This window comes from Sulfitobacter sp. CB2047 (assembly GCF_000735125.2).
In the GTDB taxonomy this organism is placed as follows: Bacteria; Pseudomonadota; Alphaproteobacteria; order Rhodobacterales; family Rhodobacteraceae; genus Sulfitobacter; species Sulfitobacter pontiacus.
The window spans coordinates 3098290-3115725 of record NZ_CP072613.1; the positions used below are offsets into that span (position 1 = coordinate 3098290).

Sequence of the window (17436 nt, forward strand, 5' to 3'; positions counted from 1 at the left end):
AAACGCCGCTCCACCCCAAGCTGTACGGCAAGGAGCAGCCGCGCACAAAATTAAATTGGCCGCACCACTAGACGACCGGTCTATTACTTCTTACCTCCCCCGTATGACAGAGCAAAAGAAATCAGATCAAACGCGGCAAAAGATCCTGACCGCCGGACGTGCGCTGATCAGCAAGCACGGGTTTGGCGCTGTCGGACTGGCGCGCATCCTGAGGGAAAGCGATGTCCCCAAGGGGTCGTTCTATTATTACTTTCCGTCCAAGGATGCCTTTGGTCAGGCTTTGCTGCACGACTATGTCGACGATTATCTGGCGCGCATGGATGCGCTGTGCAGCGGGTCGGGTTCTGCCCGTGACAAGCTGTTGTCCTTCTGGTCGGCGTGGCTTGCCCATGCCCATTCCGAAGGCATCGCCAACCAGTGCCTCGTTGTGAAGCTTGGGGCCGAGGTTGCCGATCTGTCCGACGACATGCGGCGCATCTTGGATGATGGCGTGGCGCAGTTGGTCAGCCGCATTGCGCAGCTGCTGGTTGTCGGGGCCGAAGAAGGCTCTGTCCCGCCGGTCGATGATCCGCGGGCAGCAGCGCAGATGCTCTATGCCAAGTTTCTGGGGGCCGCGATCCTGTCGAAACTGTCGCAGGATCAGCTCCCGTTGCAGCAGGCTTTGTCAGAAACCACCGATTTTCTAACCATACGATAAACCAAAGAAAGCGAGACCCCCATGAAAGCAGCAGTGCACAACAGCTTTGGCGAACCCATCGACGTCATCGAAGCGACCGATGTCGACACCCCGACCGCAGGGGCGGGCGAGGTTCTGGTCAAGATGACCCTGTCGCCAATCCACAACCACGACCTTTGGACGATCCGCGGGAACTACGGCTACAAGCCCGAGCTTCCCGGCGCGATTGCCGGCAGCGAAGCGCTTGGCACCGTCGAGGCTGTCGGTGAAGGCGTGGACGACGCGATGATCGGCCAGCGTGTGTCGATCGCGGGCGTGCATGGCACCTGGGCTGAATACTTCGTCGCCCCCGCCACGGGTGTTCTGCCCCTGCCCGACGTGATCTCGGACGTTGCTGGCGCACAGTTGATCGCGATGCCCTTCAGCGCCATCTCTCTGCTGGAAACGCTCAAGGCGCAGAAAGGCGACTGGATCGTCCAGACCGCTGCGAACGGGGCCGTCGGCAAGATCATGACCACGCTCGCCAAAAGCCGCGGCATCAACCTGCTGAACCTCGTGCGGCGCGAAGATGCTGTGAAAGAGCTGACGGATCTGGGCATCGACAACGTGCTGTCGACCTCGGAAGAGGGCTGGCAGGATAAAGCACGCGAGATCATCGGCGAAAAAGGGGCCGCATCCGCGATCGATTCCGTAGGGGGCGATATCTCGGCTGATCTGGTCGATCTGCTGGGACTGGACGGAGAGCTTGTCGTGTTCGGGACCGCGACCGGTGCGCCGATGCCGCTGAACTCTGGCGCGCTGATCATGAAGCACATCACCGTCAAAGGCTTCTGGGGCTCCCGCGTGAGCGGCGATATGGACCCCGAAGAGCGCAAGCGCCTGATCACTGAACTGGTCACGCTGGTCGCCAAAGGCGAATTGGTGCTGGAAGACGGTGGGCAGTTCGGGCTGGATGATCTTTCGGGTGCGCTGAAAGCCTCGCTGACACCGGGCCGCCCCGGCAAGGTGATGATCCGCGGCTAAACGCAGCCGAATACCATAGCACCAAACGGGGCGGCCCTTGATCCGGGATCAAGGGCCGCCCTGCTTTCATTTCGACACCCTAGTTTGGGCGGCCGCGATCTTTAGAACGGCAGCCCCGTATAGTTCTCTGCCAGATCGCGCCGCGCTGTTTCGCTTTGCGCCAGATGCGCCAGCGACGCCCGCCGCATCTGTGGGGCGAAACTGTCTTCGCCCTCGAACTGATGCAGCATCGTGGTCATCTGCCAGCTGAACCGCATCGCCTTCCAGATCCGCGACAGCGCATGGGCGGAATAACCGTCAACCCCGCTGTGATCCCCTCGCTTCAACGCGGCGATCAGCGCGTCATGCAGATAGAAGACATCGGACACCGCGAGGTTCAGCCCCTTGGCACCGGTGGGCGGTACGATATGCGCGGCGTCCCCCACCAGAAACAGGTTTCCCCACCGCAAAGGCTCGCTCACGAAAGAGCGCAGCGGCGCGATGGATTTCTCGATCGACGGGCCGGTCACGAGCGCCTCTGATACAGGTCGCGGCAAACGTTGCTTCAGTGCCTCCCAGAAGCGGTCATCGCTCCAATCCTCGACCTTTTCGGTCGACGACACCTGAATGTAATAGCGGCTCAGGCTTGCGCTACGCATGGAGGCAAGGGCGAAGCCCTGCGCCGAACTGGCATAGATTAATTCATCGTTCACCGGTTTCGTACGCGACAGAATCCCGAGCCAGCCAAAAGGGTAGACCCGTTCAAACTCCCGACGTTTGGCGGCGGGGATCGTCGCGCGGCTGACGCCATGGAACGCATCACAGCCCGCGACGTAAGTGCAGCTGATCTCGCGTCGCTGGCCGTCTTTGGTGAAGGATACCGTGGGCGCATTGCTGTCCGCACCATCGATCACCACATCCTCGACCTCGTGAATGATCGTGGTGCCCATCCGGTCCTGTGCGTCGTACAGATCGCGGGTGACCTCTGTCTGGCCATAGACCATGACCTTCTTGCCGATCAGCTTGTGGAAATCGATATGCACCATCAGGTCGTTGTCGGTCAGGTAGCAGCCTTTGTGCGGCAAGCCTTGCTGGTCCATCCGCGCACCGACACCGGCATGGCGCAGCAGGTTCATTGTGCCGTCCTCAAGCACGCCCGCGCGGATACGTGACAGCACGTGTTCCCGGGTGGTCCTTTCAAGCACGACAGTGCTGACGCCTGCGTCGTTCAGCAATTGCGACAGCAGCAAGCCCGATGGCCCGCCGCCGATAATGACGACTTCCGTTTTCATATAGCTGCTCCCTGCCCGATTTTCGGGTTAACCTATTGTACGGAACGTGCATGATGAATGGATCGTTAGCGCAATTGCTGGTACAATCCGTGCATGACAGAGCTTTCACCGATCCCCAGCTATGCGCTTTTTGGCGAAACCAAAGGCTTTCCCGATGTTCTCCATTGCGAACGGATTAAGGACCGCGCGCCGGATCACGCGTGGCACATCGCGCCGCATCGGCACGCGCAGCTGGCGCAGGTGCTCTACATCCTTTCGGGGGGTGGCACGGCGAATATAGATGGCGACCGATTTGCCCTGACGCAGGGATCGGTCGTCTTTATCCCGCCCCGCATGGTGCATAGTTTCGACTTTGCTCCCAATACCCAAGGCATGGTGCAATCCTTTCCCATTGCGATCCTGCACAGCATCGGGCCCGTCAATGCCGAGGTCGCACAGGCGCTGACCAAGCCGACGGTTGGTCGCGCCGCGGGCCCGCTGATCGCCCTGATGACCCAGCTGGAAACCGTGGCGGCCCAGACGGGGGCACCGTTTCGGGCGCAGATTGCCGTGGGGCTGGGGCATGCGGTTCTGGCCAGCATCGCGGCATGGGGGACCACGCAAAACCGCAGCAACGACGCACCGCAGGATGATCGCCTGTCGCGGCTCGACCAGCTTATCGGCGATCCCGACAGTGCCGGCTGGACGGCCAAGGACTTTGCCAGCACCCTCGGGATCAGCACCGGACATCTGTCGCGCCTGTGTCGCGCGGCAAAGGGGCTGTCCGCCACCGCCTACATCGAAGCCCGCCATGTCGAGGAAGCCTGCCGCATGCTGGCCTTTACACGCCTGTCGGTGGCCGAGGTTGGCTATCGTCTGGGGTTTGCCGATCCGTCCTATTTCTCGCGCCGTTTCCGCACCGTGCAGGGGGTGACCCCATCGCAATACCGCCAGCAATTCGTAACCTGAGATCGCGGCCAAAGGACCACAGGTTGAAAGCTGGGCAAATCCGTGCTCACAAAACTGACAAATGTCAGAATTATTAACCGTTATCGCTAACAGCCGTTTGACCTACCCCAAATGATACGTGAAGGTGACGTTAGGGAGCCTGCGCAACCCGTGCCGCGCAGAATAAGAGAAACCGAAGTTTCTGGGAGGAAATAGAATGACAAAAGGCAATATGAACCGTCGCACCATGCTGCGCGGCGCTGCTCTTGGCGCGCTGGCGACACCGGCGCTGGTCGGCAAAGGGATCGCGCAGGGCAAGGTCAACTGGCGCGTGCAAGCGCATTGGCCCAAAGCGTCCAGCTCTTTCACCGACAGCCTTGGCAAACTGGCCGAAGTGCTTGAGGCGCGCACCGAAGGCGCGTTCAAAATGGATCTGCTGGGTGCTGGCGAATTCGCCAAAGGTCCCGACATCTACAATATCGTGCGCAAGGGCGTGGTGCCCATGGGGACGGTCAGCCCGTCCTATGTGCAAGATCAGGCGCAGGCCGCGTCCTTCCTGTTCGGCATCCCCGGCACCTTCCGTCAGGCTTGGGAAATGGAGCACGCGGTCAAGAACCTTGGCCTTGAGGCGCTGGTGAACGAAGACCTGAACGCCGATGGCGTGATGATGAAGACAGAAAAGGTCCTGCCCGTCGAAATCGTCGTGTCGAAGAAGATCGAATCCGCCGAAGACTTCAAAGGGCTCAAGCTGCGGTCGTCGGGCACGATGCTGGATTACCTGCAATCCGCCGGTGCCGCGCCGCAATACATCCCCGGGTCCGAGCTCTATCAATCGCTCAGCTCGGGCGTTGTGGATGGCGCGCATTGGGGCGCTGCCGTCGGGGCGAAATCCATGTCCCTCTGGGAGGTCTGCAAATACCACTACAAACCCGCGCTTGGTCAGACCACCGACGCCTTTATCCTGAATATGGAGGCCGTCGACGGGCTGGAGGACGATCTGCGCACTGCCCTGCTCGACACGATGGAAACGCGGTTCTTCCAGCGGTCGGCCGAATACCAGCACGCCGAAGCTATCGCGATTTCTTCGGGCATCGCCGAGAACGATATCGAGGTGTCCGAACTGCCCGACGACGTTCTGGCGATCCTTGCCGATGCCTCGGCCAAGATCCTCGACACAGAGGCGCAGAAAGGCGAACGCGCGGCGAAGGCGGCGGATATCTACAAAACCTTGATGACCGACCTCGGCTACCTCTAGGGGCCTGATCCGGGGGTTAAACCCCGGTGATGCCACAGTGAAAATCAATGTAGCCGCCTGACATGTCCCTGCATTTCGGGCGGCTTCTTTTATGTCTTGAGGGAGAAACGTTTTGTTTAAACTTGCGCGCTTCATCACGCAATTGAACCGCATGATCGGCTATTGGATCAGCTTTTGCGTGCTGATCATCTTTGCCCTGCTGCTGGCCGATGTGGTCATGCGCTATCTGATCGGGCAGCCCGCGATCTGGACTGCCGAGCTGGCAACGCTGATCTTTGGTGTCTATGCGATCATCGGGGGCGGCTATCTGCTGACCGAACGAGGCCACGTGAACGTCGATATCATCTACGGCCAGTTTTCCCCCAAACGCAAAGCCTTGGTGGACATCGTGACATGGCCGCTGTTCCTGATATTTGTTGGCGTGCTGCTGTGGCAAGGCTATGACATCGCGTCCGAGGCCATCGCGGATATGGAGCGGTCTAACTCTGTCTGGAAGGCCCCGCTGTGGCCGACAAAATCGCTGATCCCCGTCGCCGCCTTGCTGCTGCTGTTGCAGGGCTTCGTACGCCTTTGGGCCGATGTGCGCACCCTGATGGGGCTGCCCAATGATCCCGCGATCTTTGGACAACCGGCCACCGGCGACACCCAAGCCGCCCAAGCCGCAGGAGGCCAGTCATGAGCGTTGAAATCTTGACCATGCTGTTCTTTGGCGCGCTGCTGTTGTTTGTGATGCTCGGCACGCCGCTGGCCTTTGCCCTTGGGGGGATATCGGTCATCTTCCTCTATGCGGAAATGGGCGATCTGGGGTTCTATCTGCTTGCCTCCAAAATGTGGGAAACGATGCAATCCCCGACGCTGATGGCAATTCCGCTGTTTGTATTCATGGCGATCCTGCTTGAAAAATCGGGGGTCGCGAATGATCTTTACGATATGATGCACGAATGGTGGGGCGGGCTGCGCGGCGGTCTGGCTATCGGCACGGTGCTGATCTGCGTGATCTTTGCCGCCATGTCGGGCATCTCGGGTGCGGCGGTTGTCACGATGGGGACCATTGCGCTGCCCAAGATGCTGGAACGCGGCTATGACAAGAAGCTCGCGCTTGGGGCGATCAACGCGGGCGGAGGCTGGGGCATCCTGATCCCGCCGTCGATCCTGATGGTGCTGTATTCTCTGCTGACCGAAGTGTCGGTCGGGCGTCTGTTCGCGGCCGGTATCGGACCGGGGCTGCTGCTGTTCTTCCTCGTCTCCGTCTATATCGGCGGGCGGTGCTGGATGCAGCCGGAACTGGGCCCCGCCCTCCCGAAAGAGGAACGCGCGAACTGGGGGCAGAAGCTGCGGTCTCTCAAGGCGGTGATCCTGCCGATCCTGATCGTGGTGATCGTGCTGGGGGCCATCTTCGGCGGCTACGCGACGCCGACCGAAGCCGCCGCCATCGGCGTCTTTGGCGCAATGGTCGCTACGGGCGTCAACCGGCAACTGTCATGGGCCGTGATCCGCGACGCCTCTGTCGCGACGCTGAAACTGACCGCGCTGATCATGTGGATCCTTTTCGCGGCCCACGCCTTCAGCACGGCCTATACCGCGCTTGGAGCACAAAGCCTCATTCAGGACATGATGAACCTTGTGCCCGGTGGGCGTTGGGGGTCGCTGGTGTTTATGCTGGCGGTGCTCTTCATCCTTGGCATGGTGCTGGATCCGGTGGGGATCATGCTGATCACCCTGCCTGTATTCCTGCCCGTTGTGCAGAGCTATGGCTTTGATCCGATCTGGTTCGGCATCCTCTTCATCATCATGATGGAGGTCGGGTATATGACCCCGCCCTTCGGCTTTAACCTTTTTTACCTCAAAGGGGTGGCCCCGCCGGATGTCACAATGGGCGATATCTATGCCTCTGTGACGCCTTACGTGATCGTGACGCTGATCGGGGTCTTGCTGATCATTCTGATCCCCGAGATCGCGACCTATCTGCCCAAGTATTTCTACGGGTAGACCTGTAAACACCTGCCTTGACCCGCGGCACAGCTGCGGGTCAAAGCCCCTGACGGGATATGCTCAAATAATAGGCAGCCGTCGAAATACAGCCTGAAATTGCGCCAAAAATGCCCGTTTCGGATCGCACCCGACGGGAATCACGCTATCCAGATGGGAGTTATTTTCAGCTGGACGAGGTCCCCCATCAACATCGCCGCCCATACCGATCAGGCCGTTGCCGTGCCGATGCAACCCCGCGCCCGCGGGGCGTTGCGCATCAGCAGCAAGACGTATGGCGGCGCGTCCGTGATTGGCGATCTCTACCAGCAAGGCTGCTTCAAGGCGCTGTTTCCGCGCGCGGCGGCGGGCGGGCTGACGGGGGTTTTCCTCAATACCTCGGGCGGGATGACGGGCGGCGATGAACTGTCGATCACTGCCACGGCGGGTGCGGGCAGCCGGCTGACCCTGACCAGCCAAGCGGCCGAGCGCGTCTATCTGGCGCAACCCGGCCCGATGGCGCAGATGACCACGCGGCTGGATGCCGAAGCGGGGGCACGGGTCGATTGGCTGCCGCAGGAAACGATCCTGTTCAACGGCTCCGCCCTGCGCCGCAATCTGGAGGTGGACCTGTCGGGCGATGCCTGTTTCTTCGGCGTAGAGCCGTTGGTATTTGGCCGCGTCTCCATGGGCGAAACGCTGCGCGACGCGCGCTTTGCCGAGAACATCACGATCCGCCGCGACGGGCAGCCTATCTTTGCAGATGCCGTGCGTCTGTCCGGCGATATCCACGCACAGCTTGCAGGCACCGCCACGGCGGGCGGCAACTGCGCCATGGCCAGCGTGATCTACGCCGCCCCCGATGCCGAAGCGCTGCTTGCCCCCCTGCGCGCGCTGCTGCCTGCCAGCGCCGGTGCCAGCCTGATCCGCGACGGCGTGCTTTATGCGCGGCTCCTCGCGCCCGACAGTTACATCCTGCGCCAGTCTCTGGTGCCGATCATCGCCCGCCTGCACGGCGCGGCCCCTCCTAAAACATGGATGCTTTGACATGCAGCTGACCCCCCGTGAAAAAGACAAACTGCTGATCGCCATGGCGGCCGAAGTCGCGCGCAAGCGTCTGGCCCGTGGCGTCAAGCTGAACCACCCCGAGGCGATTGCCCTGATCACCGACACCGTCGTCGAAGGCGCGCGCGATGGCCGCAGCGTGGCCGAGATGATGCAGGCCGGTGCCCGAGTCATCACCCGCGACGACTGTATGGAGGGCATCGCCGAGATGATCCACGACGTGCAGGTCGAAGCCACCTTCCCCGACGGGACCAAGCTGGTCACCGTGCACAACCCTATCCGCTAGCCCCCATTCGCAAGAAAGGCCCCTGCTATGAAACATCTGATGATCCTGCCCGCCGCCCTGATGGCCGGCCCTGCCCTTGCCCACCCCGGTGTGCATATCGCCCCTCACGGGGCCGAATGGATGCCTGTCTTCATGGGCCTCGCCGTCATCGCAACCGCCGCGGCCATCGCCCTGCGCGGGCGGGTCAAGGCCCCTCGCAAGGCGCGCAAATGATCCCCGGAGAGGTGCTGTGCGCCGCGGGGGACATCACCCTGAACGCCGATCGCACAGCCATCACCCTTATGGTTGCCAATACCGGTGACCGGCCCGTGCAGGTCGGCAGCCACTACCACTTTGCCGAAACCAACCCCGCGCTCGACTTTGACCGCGCCGCCGCGCGTGGTCACCGGCTGGACATCGCCGCCGGTACCGCCGTGCGCTTTGAACCCGGTCAACGCCGCGAGGTGCAGCTGATCCCGCTCGCGGGCGACCGAAAAGTGTACGGGTTCAACGCTGAAGTGATGGGCGCGCTCTAAGGCGCTTCGAGGAAAGAGAGACCTATGACCACCACACTCCCCCGCTCTGAATATGCAGCGATGTATGGCCCCACCACGGGTGACCGGCTGCGACTGGCCGACACCGATCTGATCATCGAGGTGGAACGCGATCTGACCACCTATGGCGAAGAGGTGAAGTTCGGCGGCGGCAAGGTGATCCGCGACGGGATGGGCCAGTCGCAGGTCACGCGTGCAAACGGTGCGGTGGATACTGTCATTACCAACGCGCTGATCGTGGATCATTCGGGCATCTACAAGGCGGATGTCGCGCTGAAAGACGGGCGCATCGCGGCGATTGGCAAGGCGGGCAACCCCGACACCCAACCCAACGTCGACATCATCATCGGACCGGGGACCGAGGTGATCGCAGGCGAGGGACGCATCCTCACCGCGGGCGGTTTCGACAGCCACATCCACTTTATCGCCCCCCAGCAGATGGAGGACGCGCTGCATTCCGGCGTGACCACCTGCTTTGGCGGCGGCACCGGCCCTGCGCATGGCACGCTTGCCACCACCTGCACCCCCGGCCCGTGGCATATCGGGCGCATGCTGCAGGCGATGGATGGTGTGGTGATGAACATCGGTCTCTCGGGCAAGGGCAACTCTAGCCAACCCGGCGCACTGGTCGAGATGGTGAACGGCGGGGCCTGTGCGCTGAAGCTGCACGAGGATTGGGGCACCACCCCTGCCGCTATCGATTGCTGCCTATCGGTCGCCGACGATATGGACGTGCAGGTGATGATCCACACCGACACGCTGAACGAATCCGGCTTTGTCGAACATACGCTCGGCGCAATGAAAGGCCGGACCATCCACGCCTTCCACACCGAGGGCGCAGGCGGCGGCCACGCCCCCGACATCATCAAGATTTGCGGCGAAGAACACGTGCTGCCGTCCTCGACCAACCCGACGCGCCCCTTCACGGTGAACACGCTCGAAGAGCATCTGGACATGCTCATGGTCTGTCACCACCTTGATAAATCCATCCCCGAAGACGTCGCCTTTGCCGAAAGCCGGATCAGACGCGAGACGATTGCCGCCGAGGATATCCTGCATGACATCGGTGCTTTCTCTATCATCGCCTCTGACAGTCAGGCCATGGGGCGTGTGGGCGAGGTGCTGATCCGCACATGGCAAACCGCTGACAAGATGCGCAAGCAGCGCGGGCGCCTGCCGGAAGAAACCGGCGACAACGACAACTTCCGCGTCAAACGCTATATCGCGAAATACACGATCAACCCCGCCATTGCTCATGGTGTCAGCCGCGAGGTCGGCTCGATCGAAGTGGGCAAAAAAGCCGATCTGGTGCTGTGGAACCCCGCCTTTTTTGGTGTGAAGCCCGAAATGGTATTGATGTCGGGCATGATCGTCGTGGCGCAGATGGGTGATCCGAATGCGTCGATCCCCACACCGCAGCCGGTCTATACCCGCCCGATGTTCGGGGCCTATGGCAGCGCGCTTCAACATTGCGCGGTGACCTTTATTTCGGAAGCCGCGCAATCGAACGGGCTGCGCGACAGCCTTGGCCTGCGCAAACAGACCATCGCCGTGCAAAACACCCGCAACATCGGCAAATCCGATCTGATCCACAACGCGGCCACCCCCAAGGTAGAGGTGAACCCCGAAACCTACGAAGTCCGCGCGGACGGCGAGTTGCTGACCTGCGCGCCCGCTGAGACCGTCCCCATGGCGCAACGCTATTTCATGTTCTGAGGCCCCTAGATGACCGACCTTCCCCCCGCCCATACGATCAAGCGCCACGGCCAGTGGGACCATGCGGATGACAGCTGCGTGCTGACCTATGACGACCGTTTCCTGCGCCGCAAACGCCTGCTGACCAGCCACAACCGCGGGTTCCTCGTGGACCTCGCCCATACGGAATCGCTAAACCACGGCGATGCGTTCGAGCTTGAAGGCGGGCAGATCATCGAGGTCATCGCGGCGAAGGAAGCCTTGCTGGAAATCACCGGCGACGATCTGGTGCGGCTGGCATGGCATATCGGCAACCGGCACTGCCCCTGCCAGCTTGAACCCGCCCGCCTGCTGATCCAGAACGACCACGTGATCCGCGACATGCTCACAAAGCTCGGCGCGACACTGCGCGATGTGTCCGAACCGTTCATTCCCGAAGGCGGTGCCTATGGCCACGGGCGCACCCATAGCCACGCACATTAGGCCCGCCGGACGATGCAAACCCAAGCCCTGATCACGCTCGCGCAATGGCTGTCGCCCAGCTTTCCCATCGGCGCGTTCAGCTATAGCCACGGGCTGGAAATGGCCGTGCAGGACGGCACCATTCACGATGCGTCCAGCCTTCAGGCGTGGCTGTCGGACATCATCACCCACGGTGCAGGCCGGACCGATGCGATCCTGCTGAACGCTGGCTTTGCGGGCAAGGGGATGGACGAGGTGGATGCGGTGGCGCGCGCGCTGGCCCCCTCGTCAGAGCGGCTGACCGAGATGACCCAACAGGGCGCGGCCTTTGTGCGAGTGGTCAATGACGTCTGGGGGCATGACCTCCCCGACCTGACGCTGCCCGTCGCCTTTGGCGCGGCCTGCGCGGCGCAGGGGCTGCCCCAAGAGCAAGGCGCTCAGCTGTTCCTGCACGCCTTTGTCAGCGCACTGGTGTCTGCCGCGATCCGCGCGGTGCCCTTGGGGCAAACGGACGGGCAGCGGGTGATCACCGCCCTTGCCCCGCTGTGCCACGACACGGTGACGCTGGCCCTGACCCAAACCATCAACGACATCGGCAGCGCCTGTTTTCTGGCCGATATCGCGTCGATGCGACATGAAACGCTTTACTCAAGGATGTTCCAGACATGACCTCCCCCCATGGACCGCTTCGTATTGGCATTGGTGGCCCCGTTGGCGCGGGCAAGACGACAACGACCGCCGCCCTGTGCCGTGCCATGCGCGACCGCTGGTCGATCGGCGTGATCACCAATGATATCTACACCCAAGAGGACGCCGAAGCGCTCATGCGGCTTCAGGTCTTGCCGCAGGACCGGATCATCGGGGTCGAAACCGGCGGCTGCCCCCATACCGCAATCCGCGAGGATGCCTCGATCAACCTTGCCGCCGTCGCCCGAATGCGCGACCGTCACCCCGACCTGGACTGCGTGCTCATCGAATCCGGTGGCGATAACCTGTCGGCGACCTTCAGCCCCGAACTGGCGGATGTGACGCTTTATGTGATCGACGTTGCTGCGGGCGAAGAGATCCCGCGCAAGGGCGGGCCAGCGATCACCAAGTCGGATATCCTGATCATCAATAAAACCGACCTCGCCCCGCATGTGGGTGCGTCGCTAGAGGTGATGGACCGCGACGCCAAACGGATGCGCGGCGATCTGCCCTATCTCTTTGCCGAGATGAAACACGATAAGGGTGTGGCAGAGCTGCTGGACCTGATTGTCGAAATCGGCGGCCTCCGCCCGGTTCCCGAAAATTAACAATTTGCAATAATAGCGGCGGAATTTTGCCCACAAAAATCCTGACGCTTTGTTTTTGGCCGAGAATCGCGGAATGTCTGCCGGACTTTACTGGGACAGTAAGGTGAGTGAAACGGGCAGCAGGACAGATAAATGAGCGTGAAACGCCAGTGGTCATCGAAAGTCGGAATTCCTTTTTTGTGTGTGGCCCTGCTGATGACAGCAGCCTGCGCCCGCGGCCCGTCTGAAATTCAGACCATTGGTCAGGCGGGTATCAACCCCGACCTGCACGCCATGGCAATCCGCGAGGTACGCGTTTTGCAATCCAAAGGTCAGCGCGTCTGGTGCGTGCCCTTCGCACGCAATGCCAGCGGCGTTCAAATCCGCGGCAATGCCAATACGTGGTGGGCGCAAGCCAACGGCCTGTACGAGCGCGGCAAAGAACCCGTCGTCGGGTCGGTCATGGCGTTCAAAGGCACCAGCCGGAACCCTATGGGCCATGTTGCCGTCGTCTCCGAAGTCGTTTCCCCGCGCGAGATCAAGGTCGATCACGCCAATTGGAAGCGCAACAAGATCTCGCTTGGGATGAGCGTACAAGACGTATCTCCGTTGAACGACTGGTCCGATGTGCGCCTTGAAAGCCAGGCCGGGTCCTACGGCAGCGTCTATCCGATCAACGGCTTCATCTATCCCGACGCGAAATCCGCGCCGTCGAACGAGATGACACAGCCCCCCGTGTTCGCATTTTCAGCGGCACCGACACAAAGCAACTGACCAATGGGGCCGCAGCGCCCCTCAAGGTTGCAAATCTGCTGACACTGGCGTTGGGTAGGCACATCTAAACATCAGGATGCCCCCAATGACCCAGCAGCAGAATGCCTCTTGGCAAATCACCAAACCCGCGACCCGCAGCCGCAAGGGGATCGTCGCCTCGCAAAGCCGTGTTGCCGCGCAGGTCGGGGCGGATGTCATGGCGCAGGGCGGCAATGCGGTGGATGCGGCAATTGCCACCTCTTTTGCGCTTGGCGCGGCTGAACCCTGGATGAGCGGTATGGGCGGCGGCGGCTTTATGGTCGTGCGCATGGCGGGCGAAAAGACGGCCAAGGTCATCGAATTCGGGATGAAATCCCCCAAGGGGCTGGATGTTGCGGACTACCCCATCGTGGGCGGCAAGGCGGGCGATCTGTTCCCCTGGCCTTCGGTGCTGGAAGACCGCAATGTTTTCGGGGCCAAGGCGATTGCCATTCCCGGTCAGGTCGCTGGCATGGGTCTGGCGCATGAAAGCTTTGCCACGAAACCTTGGGCCGATCTGCTGGCCCCTGCGATCAAGCTTGCCGATGATGGTCTGCCTGTGGACTGGTACACGCAGCTGATCCTTGGTGGTTCGGCCAAAGACCTCGCCCCCTTCCCCGCCTCGGCCGAGACGTTTCTGGACGAAGACGGCTTTCCCAAATACTCTGGCTGGACCGCCTTGGGCGAGACGAAATGCGACCTTAGCCGTCTTGCCGCGTCGCTGCGCACCGTCGCCAAGGACGGACCGCGCGCGTTTTACGAGGGGCCTTTGGCGCAGTCCATCGTGGCCGATCTGCAAGCCGCCGGCGGGCACCATACGGCCGAGGATCTGGCGCAGTATCAGGCGACATTGGTCGACGCGATGCACTATGCCTACCGCGGGCACGAGGTCATCGCCACACCGACCCTGACCGCCGGCCCGACCATGCGCCGTGCCCTTGATCTGCTGACCGCTTGGCAGCCCGGCACAGACGCCCCCGACGCCGAAGCGTTCATCGCTTATGACCGTGCCATCCGGCAGGCCAACCAGGAACGCTATGACACGATGGGCGATATCGAACATGAACCCGATCCGTCCTGCACCACACATTTCAGCGTCGTTGACGCGGCGGGCAATATGGTCGCCGTCACTCAAACGCTGCTGTCGATCTTTGGCTCGCGGATGATGCTGCCGCAATCGGGCATCCTGATGAACAATGGCATCATGTGGTTCGACCCTGAACAGGGCAAGCCGAACTCGCTTGGGCCGGATAAACGCTGCCTTGCGAATATGTGCCCCACCCTGTTGGAGCGTGCCGACGGTGCGCAATTCGCGCTTGGGGCGTCTGGCGGGCGCAAGATCATGCCCGCTGTGGTCGAACTGACCTCACTGCTGCTGGACTACGGGATGGATCTGGAAGCCGCCTTTCATGCGCCGCGCACGGATATGAGCCTTGCCGATGTGACCATCGTGGATCAGGCGCTGCCGCCGCAGGTGATCGCGACGCTGCAAGACACGCTGGACAATGTGGTGACCGCGCCGCGCACGATCTTCCCCTATCACTTCGCCTGCCCCTCTGCTGTCGGGCGCGCAGGCGACGAAAACACCGGCGTGACAGAGGTGATGTCCGCTTGGGGGGATGCCGTCAGCGCCTGAAAGTGCGACGGGCAAGCATAGCTGCCTTGCCCTGCGCATCTGACAAAGAGATGTACATTTGCGTCACAACCGACTAGGGACGGGCGCAACACGTGGCTGGCGTATCCGCTTTTGCCGCGACGCGCGTATTTGTAGCGCGACATTTTCTCAGACAGGACAATCCCTTGATCCAAACCATCGCAGACGCGCTTGCCACCCAAGGCTATGATTCGCTTACCCCCGTCCAAGAGGCGGTTACCAACCCAGATCTGGTCGAGGCCGACCTTCTGGTGTCAGCCCAAACGGGGTCCGGCAAGACAGTGGCCTTTGGTCTGGCCATCGCACCGACCCTTTTGGGCGACGATGAAAAATTCGGACACGCTGGCGCGCCCCTGGCGCTGATCATCGCACCGACGCGCGAATTGGCCATGCAGGTCAGCCGCGAGCTGACGTGGCTTTATGGCAAGGCCGGTGCGGTCGTGACCACCTGCGTTGGCGGCATGGACACACGCACCGAACGTCGTGCGCTGGACCGTGGCGCGCATATCGTCGTCGCGACACCGGGCCGCCTGTGCGACCACATCAAACGCAACAACATCAACCTGTCCGACATTCGTGCCGTGGTGCTGGATGAAGCGGACGAGATGCTTGATCTGGGTTTCCGCGAAGAGCTGGAATTCATCCTCTCCGAAGCGCCGGAAGAGCGCCGCACACTGTTGTTCTCGGCCACCGTGCCTGCGGCGATCGCCAAGCTGGCCAAATCCTACCAGCGTGATGCGCAGCGCGTCGAAACCGTGGGCGAAAAGAAACAACACGCCGACATCGAATACCGTGCGCTGAACGTGCACCCGCGCGACACTGAAAACGCGATCATCAACGTGCTGCGCTTTTACGAGGCGAAAAACGCCATCGTCTTCTGCAACACCCGCGCCGCCGTCGCACGCCTGACCACCCGCTTCACCAACCGAGGCTTTTCAGTCGTGGCGCTGTCGGGCGAGCTCACGCAATCCGAACGCACCAACGCGCTGCAAGCGCTGCGCGACGGGCGCGCGCGCGTCTGTATCGCGACAGATGTTGCCGCACGCGGGATCGACCTGCCCAACCTCGAACTGGTGGTGCATGCCGATCTGCCGTCGAACTCTGACACGTTGCTGCACCGCTCGGGGCGTACCGGTCGTGCCGGTCGCAAGGGTGTGTCTGCGCTGATCGTTCCCGCCAAGATGCGCAGCAAGGCAAACCGTCTGCTGGGCGGTGCCAAGCTGAAGGTCGAATGGGCCAACCCGCCCTCTGCTGAAGAAGTGAACGCCGAAGACGAAAAGCGTTTGCTGGCTGATTCCGCATGGTCTGACCCGATCCCCGATGATGCAGCGGGCTTTGTTGCCAATCTGGTCGAACAGTTCAGCGCCGAGCAACTGGCGACGGCCTTTGTGAACCTGTACCGTGCACGCCAGTCCGCGCCCGAGCAGCTGGCAGAGCCCGGCACCCCTGCCGACGAACGCCCCCGTGGCGACTTTGGCCCGTCGGTCTGGTTCTCGATCTCGATCGGGCGCAATGATGACGCCGAACCCCGCACCATCCTGCCGATGATCTGTCGCATGGGCGATCTGACTAAGGATGACGTGGGCGCGATCCGCGTGCAGCCCAGCCATACCTTTGTCGAGATCCTCGCGACCTCGGCAGATAAATTCACCAACGCGCTTGGCCCCGACATGAAGGTCGAAGACGGCGCGGTTGTGACCAAACTGGACAAGGCCCCCGATCTGTCGCGCGGGCCCAAGCCCGGCGGCCGTGGCCCCAAACCGAACCGTGGCGGCCCCCGTTCTGACAATGGCCCGCGTCCCGATCGTGGCCCACGCCCCGACCGCGCACCCTATGACCCCGACGCACCACGTGCACCGCGCAAACCACGTGCGGCCAGCACCGAAGAAGCATCGGTTACCTACGACAAACCTCGCGGCCCGCGCCCCGATAAAGGGTTCGACAAACCGCGCGGCGACAAGCCGAAGTTTGACAAGCCCAAAGCCCCCAAAGGCGAACGCCCGCCCAAGTCGCACAAGACCGAACGGTCTCCGATGAAGCCCGGTGCCACGCCTAAACCCAAATCTGCCGGCAAGCCTGACAGCTTTGACAAACCCGGCGGCAAGCCCAAAGCCAAAGCCGTCTGGAAAAAGGAAAAGCCAGCGGATCGTGGGGCGGACCGCCCCCGTGGCGACGGCAAACCAGCGGATAAACCGTTCAAGGCCCGCGCCGCTGACCCGTCGAAGCGCTTTGTCCCACCGGGTAAACTGGGCGCGAAACCCAAGGGCGGCAAACCCTCGGGCAAAGCCGGTGGCGGCGATGCAGCCCCCAAACGCGGCAAGTCGAGCTTTCGCCCGAAATAAGCGGCAAGACCTACCCCCGGTCTGAAAACGGGGAAATACAGATCAATCAATCGCTTAGGGGCCGGAATTTTAATCAATTCCGGCCCTTTTTGCGTCTATCTTCCCCGTCCCGCCCCCCTATGTGGCAGGTTTTTCCTTTTCAGAGGGGGAAGTTGCTCCTAACAATCACTGCACATGGGCCGAAACAGACGCGAGGCGCGTTTGCGATGGGGC

18 protein-coding genes are annotated in these 17436 nt (G+C 61.8%); 17 read left to right on the plus strand and 1 reads right to left on the minus strand.

Annotation, left to right across the window (positions count from 1 at the left end):
- Positions 1-103: 103 nt before the first annotated feature.
- Both IV89_RS15260 and IV89_RS15265 read left to right on the plus strand, forming a co-directional pair.
- Positions 104-697: a TetR/AcrR family transcriptional regulator gene (locus IV89_RS15260; protein ID WP_037943080.1), complete on the plus strand. Its 594-nt coding sequence runs from the start codon at positions 104-106 to the stop codon at positions 695-697.
- A gap of 21 nt (positions 698-718) precedes the next feature.
- Positions 719-1699: a zinc-binding dehydrogenase gene (locus tag IV89_RS15265; RefSeq protein ID WP_037943078.1), complete on the plus strand. Its 981-nt coding sequence runs from the start codon at positions 719-721 to the stop codon at positions 1697-1699.
- A gap of 101 nt (positions 1700-1800) precedes the next feature.
- Here IV89_RS15265 and pobA read toward each other — a convergent pair whose 3' ends face one another.
- Positions 1801-2970: a 4-hydroxybenzoate 3-monooxygenase gene (pobA, locus tag IV89_RS15270; RefSeq protein ID WP_037943077.1), complete on the minus strand. Its 1170-nt coding sequence runs from the start codon at positions 2968-2970 to the stop codon at positions 1801-1803.
- A 93-nt stretch (positions 2971-3063) separates the two neighbouring features.
- Here pobA and IV89_RS15275 point away from each other — a divergent pair, with 93 nt between their 5' ends.
- The 15 genes from IV89_RS15275 to IV89_RS15345 all read left to right on the plus strand — a co-directional run bounded on the left by IV89_RS15275 (position 3064) and on the right by IV89_RS15345 (position 17223).
- The gene (locus IV89_RS15275; RefSeq protein WP_005851175.1) at positions 3064-3918 is read left to right on the plus strand and encodes a helix-turn-helix domain-containing protein; all 855 of its coding nucleotides are present in this window, start codon (positions 3064-3066) and stop codon (positions 3916-3918) included.
- A gap of 196 nt (positions 3919-4114) precedes the next feature.
- Entirely contained in the window at positions 4115-5152 is a 1038-nt protein-coding gene (locus IV89_RS15280; RefSeq protein ID WP_037943075.1) for a TRAP transporter substrate-binding protein, read from the plus strand.
- Positions 5153-5264: 112 nt separating this feature from the next.
- The gene (locus IV89_RS15285) at positions 5265-5831 is read left to right on the plus strand and encodes a TRAP transporter small permease subunit (RefSeq protein ID WP_037943073.1); all 567 of its coding nucleotides are present in this window, start codon (positions 5265-5267) and stop codon (positions 5829-5831) included.
- Positions 5828-7141, plus strand: coding sequence for a TRAP transporter large permease subunit (locus tag IV89_RS15290; protein WP_005851171.1), 1314 nt, complete (start codon positions 5828-5830; stop codon positions 7139-7141). Before IV89_RS15285 ends, IV89_RS15290 begins: the two co-directional genes overlap by 4 nt.
- 153 nt (positions 7142-7294) lie before the next feature.
- A complete protein-coding gene (locus IV89_RS15295) occupies positions 7295-8167 on the plus strand; it encodes an urease accessory protein UreD (protein ID WP_037943071.1) in 873 nt (290 codons plus the stop codon).
- A 1-nt stretch (position 8168) separates the two neighbouring features.
- Complete coding sequence (locus IV89_RS15300) at positions 8169-8471, plus strand: urease subunit gamma (protein WP_037943068.1); 303 nt, start codon at positions 8169-8171, stop codon at positions 8469-8471.
- A gap of 27 nt (positions 8472-8498) precedes the next feature.
- On the plus strand, positions 8499-8684 hold the full coding sequence (locus IV89_RS15305; protein WP_005851166.1) for a hypothetical protein: 186 nt from the start codon (positions 8499-8501) through the stop codon (positions 8682-8684).
- On the plus strand, positions 8681-8986 hold the full coding sequence (locus IV89_RS15310) for an urease subunit beta (RefSeq protein WP_009825907.1): 306 nt from the start codon (positions 8681-8683) through the stop codon (positions 8984-8986). Before IV89_RS15305 ends, IV89_RS15310 begins: the two co-directional genes overlap by 4 nt.
- Positions 8987-9010: 24 nt before the next feature.
- A complete protein-coding gene (ureC, locus tag IV89_RS15315; RefSeq protein ID WP_037943066.1) occupies positions 9011-10720 on the plus strand; it encodes an urease subunit alpha in 1710 nt (569 codons plus the stop codon).
- A gap of 9 nt (positions 10721-10729) precedes the next feature.
- Entirely contained in the window at positions 10730-11182 is a 453-nt protein-coding gene (locus IV89_RS15320) for an urease accessory protein UreE (RefSeq protein ID WP_005851160.1), read from the plus strand.
- Between the two features lie 12 nt (positions 11183-11194).
- Positions 11195-11830 carry an urease accessory protein UreF gene (locus tag IV89_RS15325; RefSeq protein ID WP_037943064.1) on the plus strand — a complete coding sequence of 212 codons (636 nt, stop codon included), beginning with the start codon at positions 11195-11197 and terminating at the stop codon, positions 11828-11830.
- Positions 11827-12456 carry an urease accessory protein UreG gene (ureG, locus tag IV89_RS15330; RefSeq protein WP_037943062.1) on the plus strand — a complete coding sequence of 210 codons (630 nt, stop codon included), beginning with the start codon at positions 11827-11829 and terminating at the stop codon, positions 12454-12456. Before IV89_RS15325 ends, ureG begins: the two co-directional genes overlap by 4 nt.
- Positions 12457-12651: 195 nt before the next feature.
- A complete protein-coding gene (locus tag IV89_RS15335; RefSeq protein ID WP_235183743.1) occupies positions 12652-13209 on the plus strand; it encodes a CHAP domain-containing protein in 558 nt (185 codons plus the stop codon).
- An 85-nt stretch (positions 13210-13294) separates the two neighbouring features.
- Complete coding sequence (locus IV89_RS15340) at positions 13295-14863, plus strand: gamma-glutamyltransferase (protein ID WP_037943061.1); 1569 nt, start codon at positions 13295-13297, stop codon at positions 14861-14863.
- Between the two features lie 164 nt (positions 14864-15027).
- Positions 15028-17223: a DEAD/DEAH box helicase gene (locus IV89_RS15345; RefSeq protein ID WP_005851151.1), complete on the plus strand. Its 2196-nt coding sequence runs from the start codon at positions 15028-15030 to the stop codon at positions 17221-17223.
- The last annotated feature ends 213 nt before the right edge of the window (positions 17224-17436 follow it).

Coding starts and splice junctions, on each gene's coding strand:
- IV89_RS15260 (WP_037943080.1), top strand. CDS start 104: ATGACAGAGCAAAAGAAATCAGATCAAACGCGGCAAAAGATCCTGACC.
- IV89_RS15265 (WP_037943078.1), top strand. CDS start 719: ATGAAAGCAGCAGTGCACAACAGCTTTGGCGAACCCATCGACGTCATC.
- pobA (WP_037943077.1), bottom strand. CDS start 2,970: ATGAAAACGGAAGTCGTCATTATCGGCGGCGGGCCATCGGGCTTGCTG.
- IV89_RS15275 (WP_005851175.1), top strand. CDS start 3,064: ATGACAGAGCTTTCACCGATCCCCAGCTATGCGCTTTTTGGCGAAACC.
- IV89_RS15280 (WP_037943075.1), top strand. CDS start 4,115: ATGACAAAAGGCAATATGAACCGTCGCACCATGCTGCGCGGCGCTGCT.
- IV89_RS15290 (WP_005851171.1), top strand. CDS start 5,828: ATGAGCGTTGAAATCTTGACCATGCTGTTCTTTGGCGCGCTGCTGTTG.
- IV89_RS15295 (WP_037943071.1), top strand. CDS start 7,295: ATGGGAGTTATTTTCAGCTGGACGAGGTCCCCCATCAACATCGCCGCC.
- IV89_RS15300 (WP_037943068.1), top strand. CDS start 8,169: ATGCAGCTGACCCCCCGTGAAAAAGACAAACTGCTGATCGCCATGGCG.
- IV89_RS15305 (WP_005851166.1), top strand. CDS start 8,499: ATGAAACATCTGATGATCCTGCCCGCCGCCCTGATGGCCGGCCCTGCC.
- IV89_RS15310 (WP_009825907.1), top strand. CDS start 8,681: ATGATCCCCGGAGAGGTGCTGTGCGCCGCGGGGGACATCACCCTGAAC.
- ureC (WP_037943066.1), top strand. CDS start 9,011: ATGACCACCACACTCCCCCGCTCTGAATATGCAGCGATGTATGGCCCC.
- IV89_RS15320 (WP_005851160.1), top strand. CDS start 10,730: ATGACCGACCTTCCCCCCGCCCATACGATCAAGCGCCACGGCCAGTGG.
- IV89_RS15325 (WP_037943064.1), top strand. CDS start 11,195: ATGCAAACCCAAGCCCTGATCACGCTCGCGCAATGGCTGTCGCCCAGC.
- ureG (WP_037943062.1), top strand. CDS start 11,827: ATGACCTCCCCCCATGGACCGCTTCGTATTGGCATTGGTGGCCCCGTT.
- IV89_RS15335 (WP_235183743.1), top strand. CDS start 12,652: ATGACAGCAGCCTGCGCCCGCGGCCCGTCTGAAATTCAGACCATTGGT.
- IV89_RS15340 (WP_037943061.1), top strand. CDS start 13,295: ATGACCCAGCAGCAGAATGCCTCTTGGCAAATCACCAAACCCGCGACC.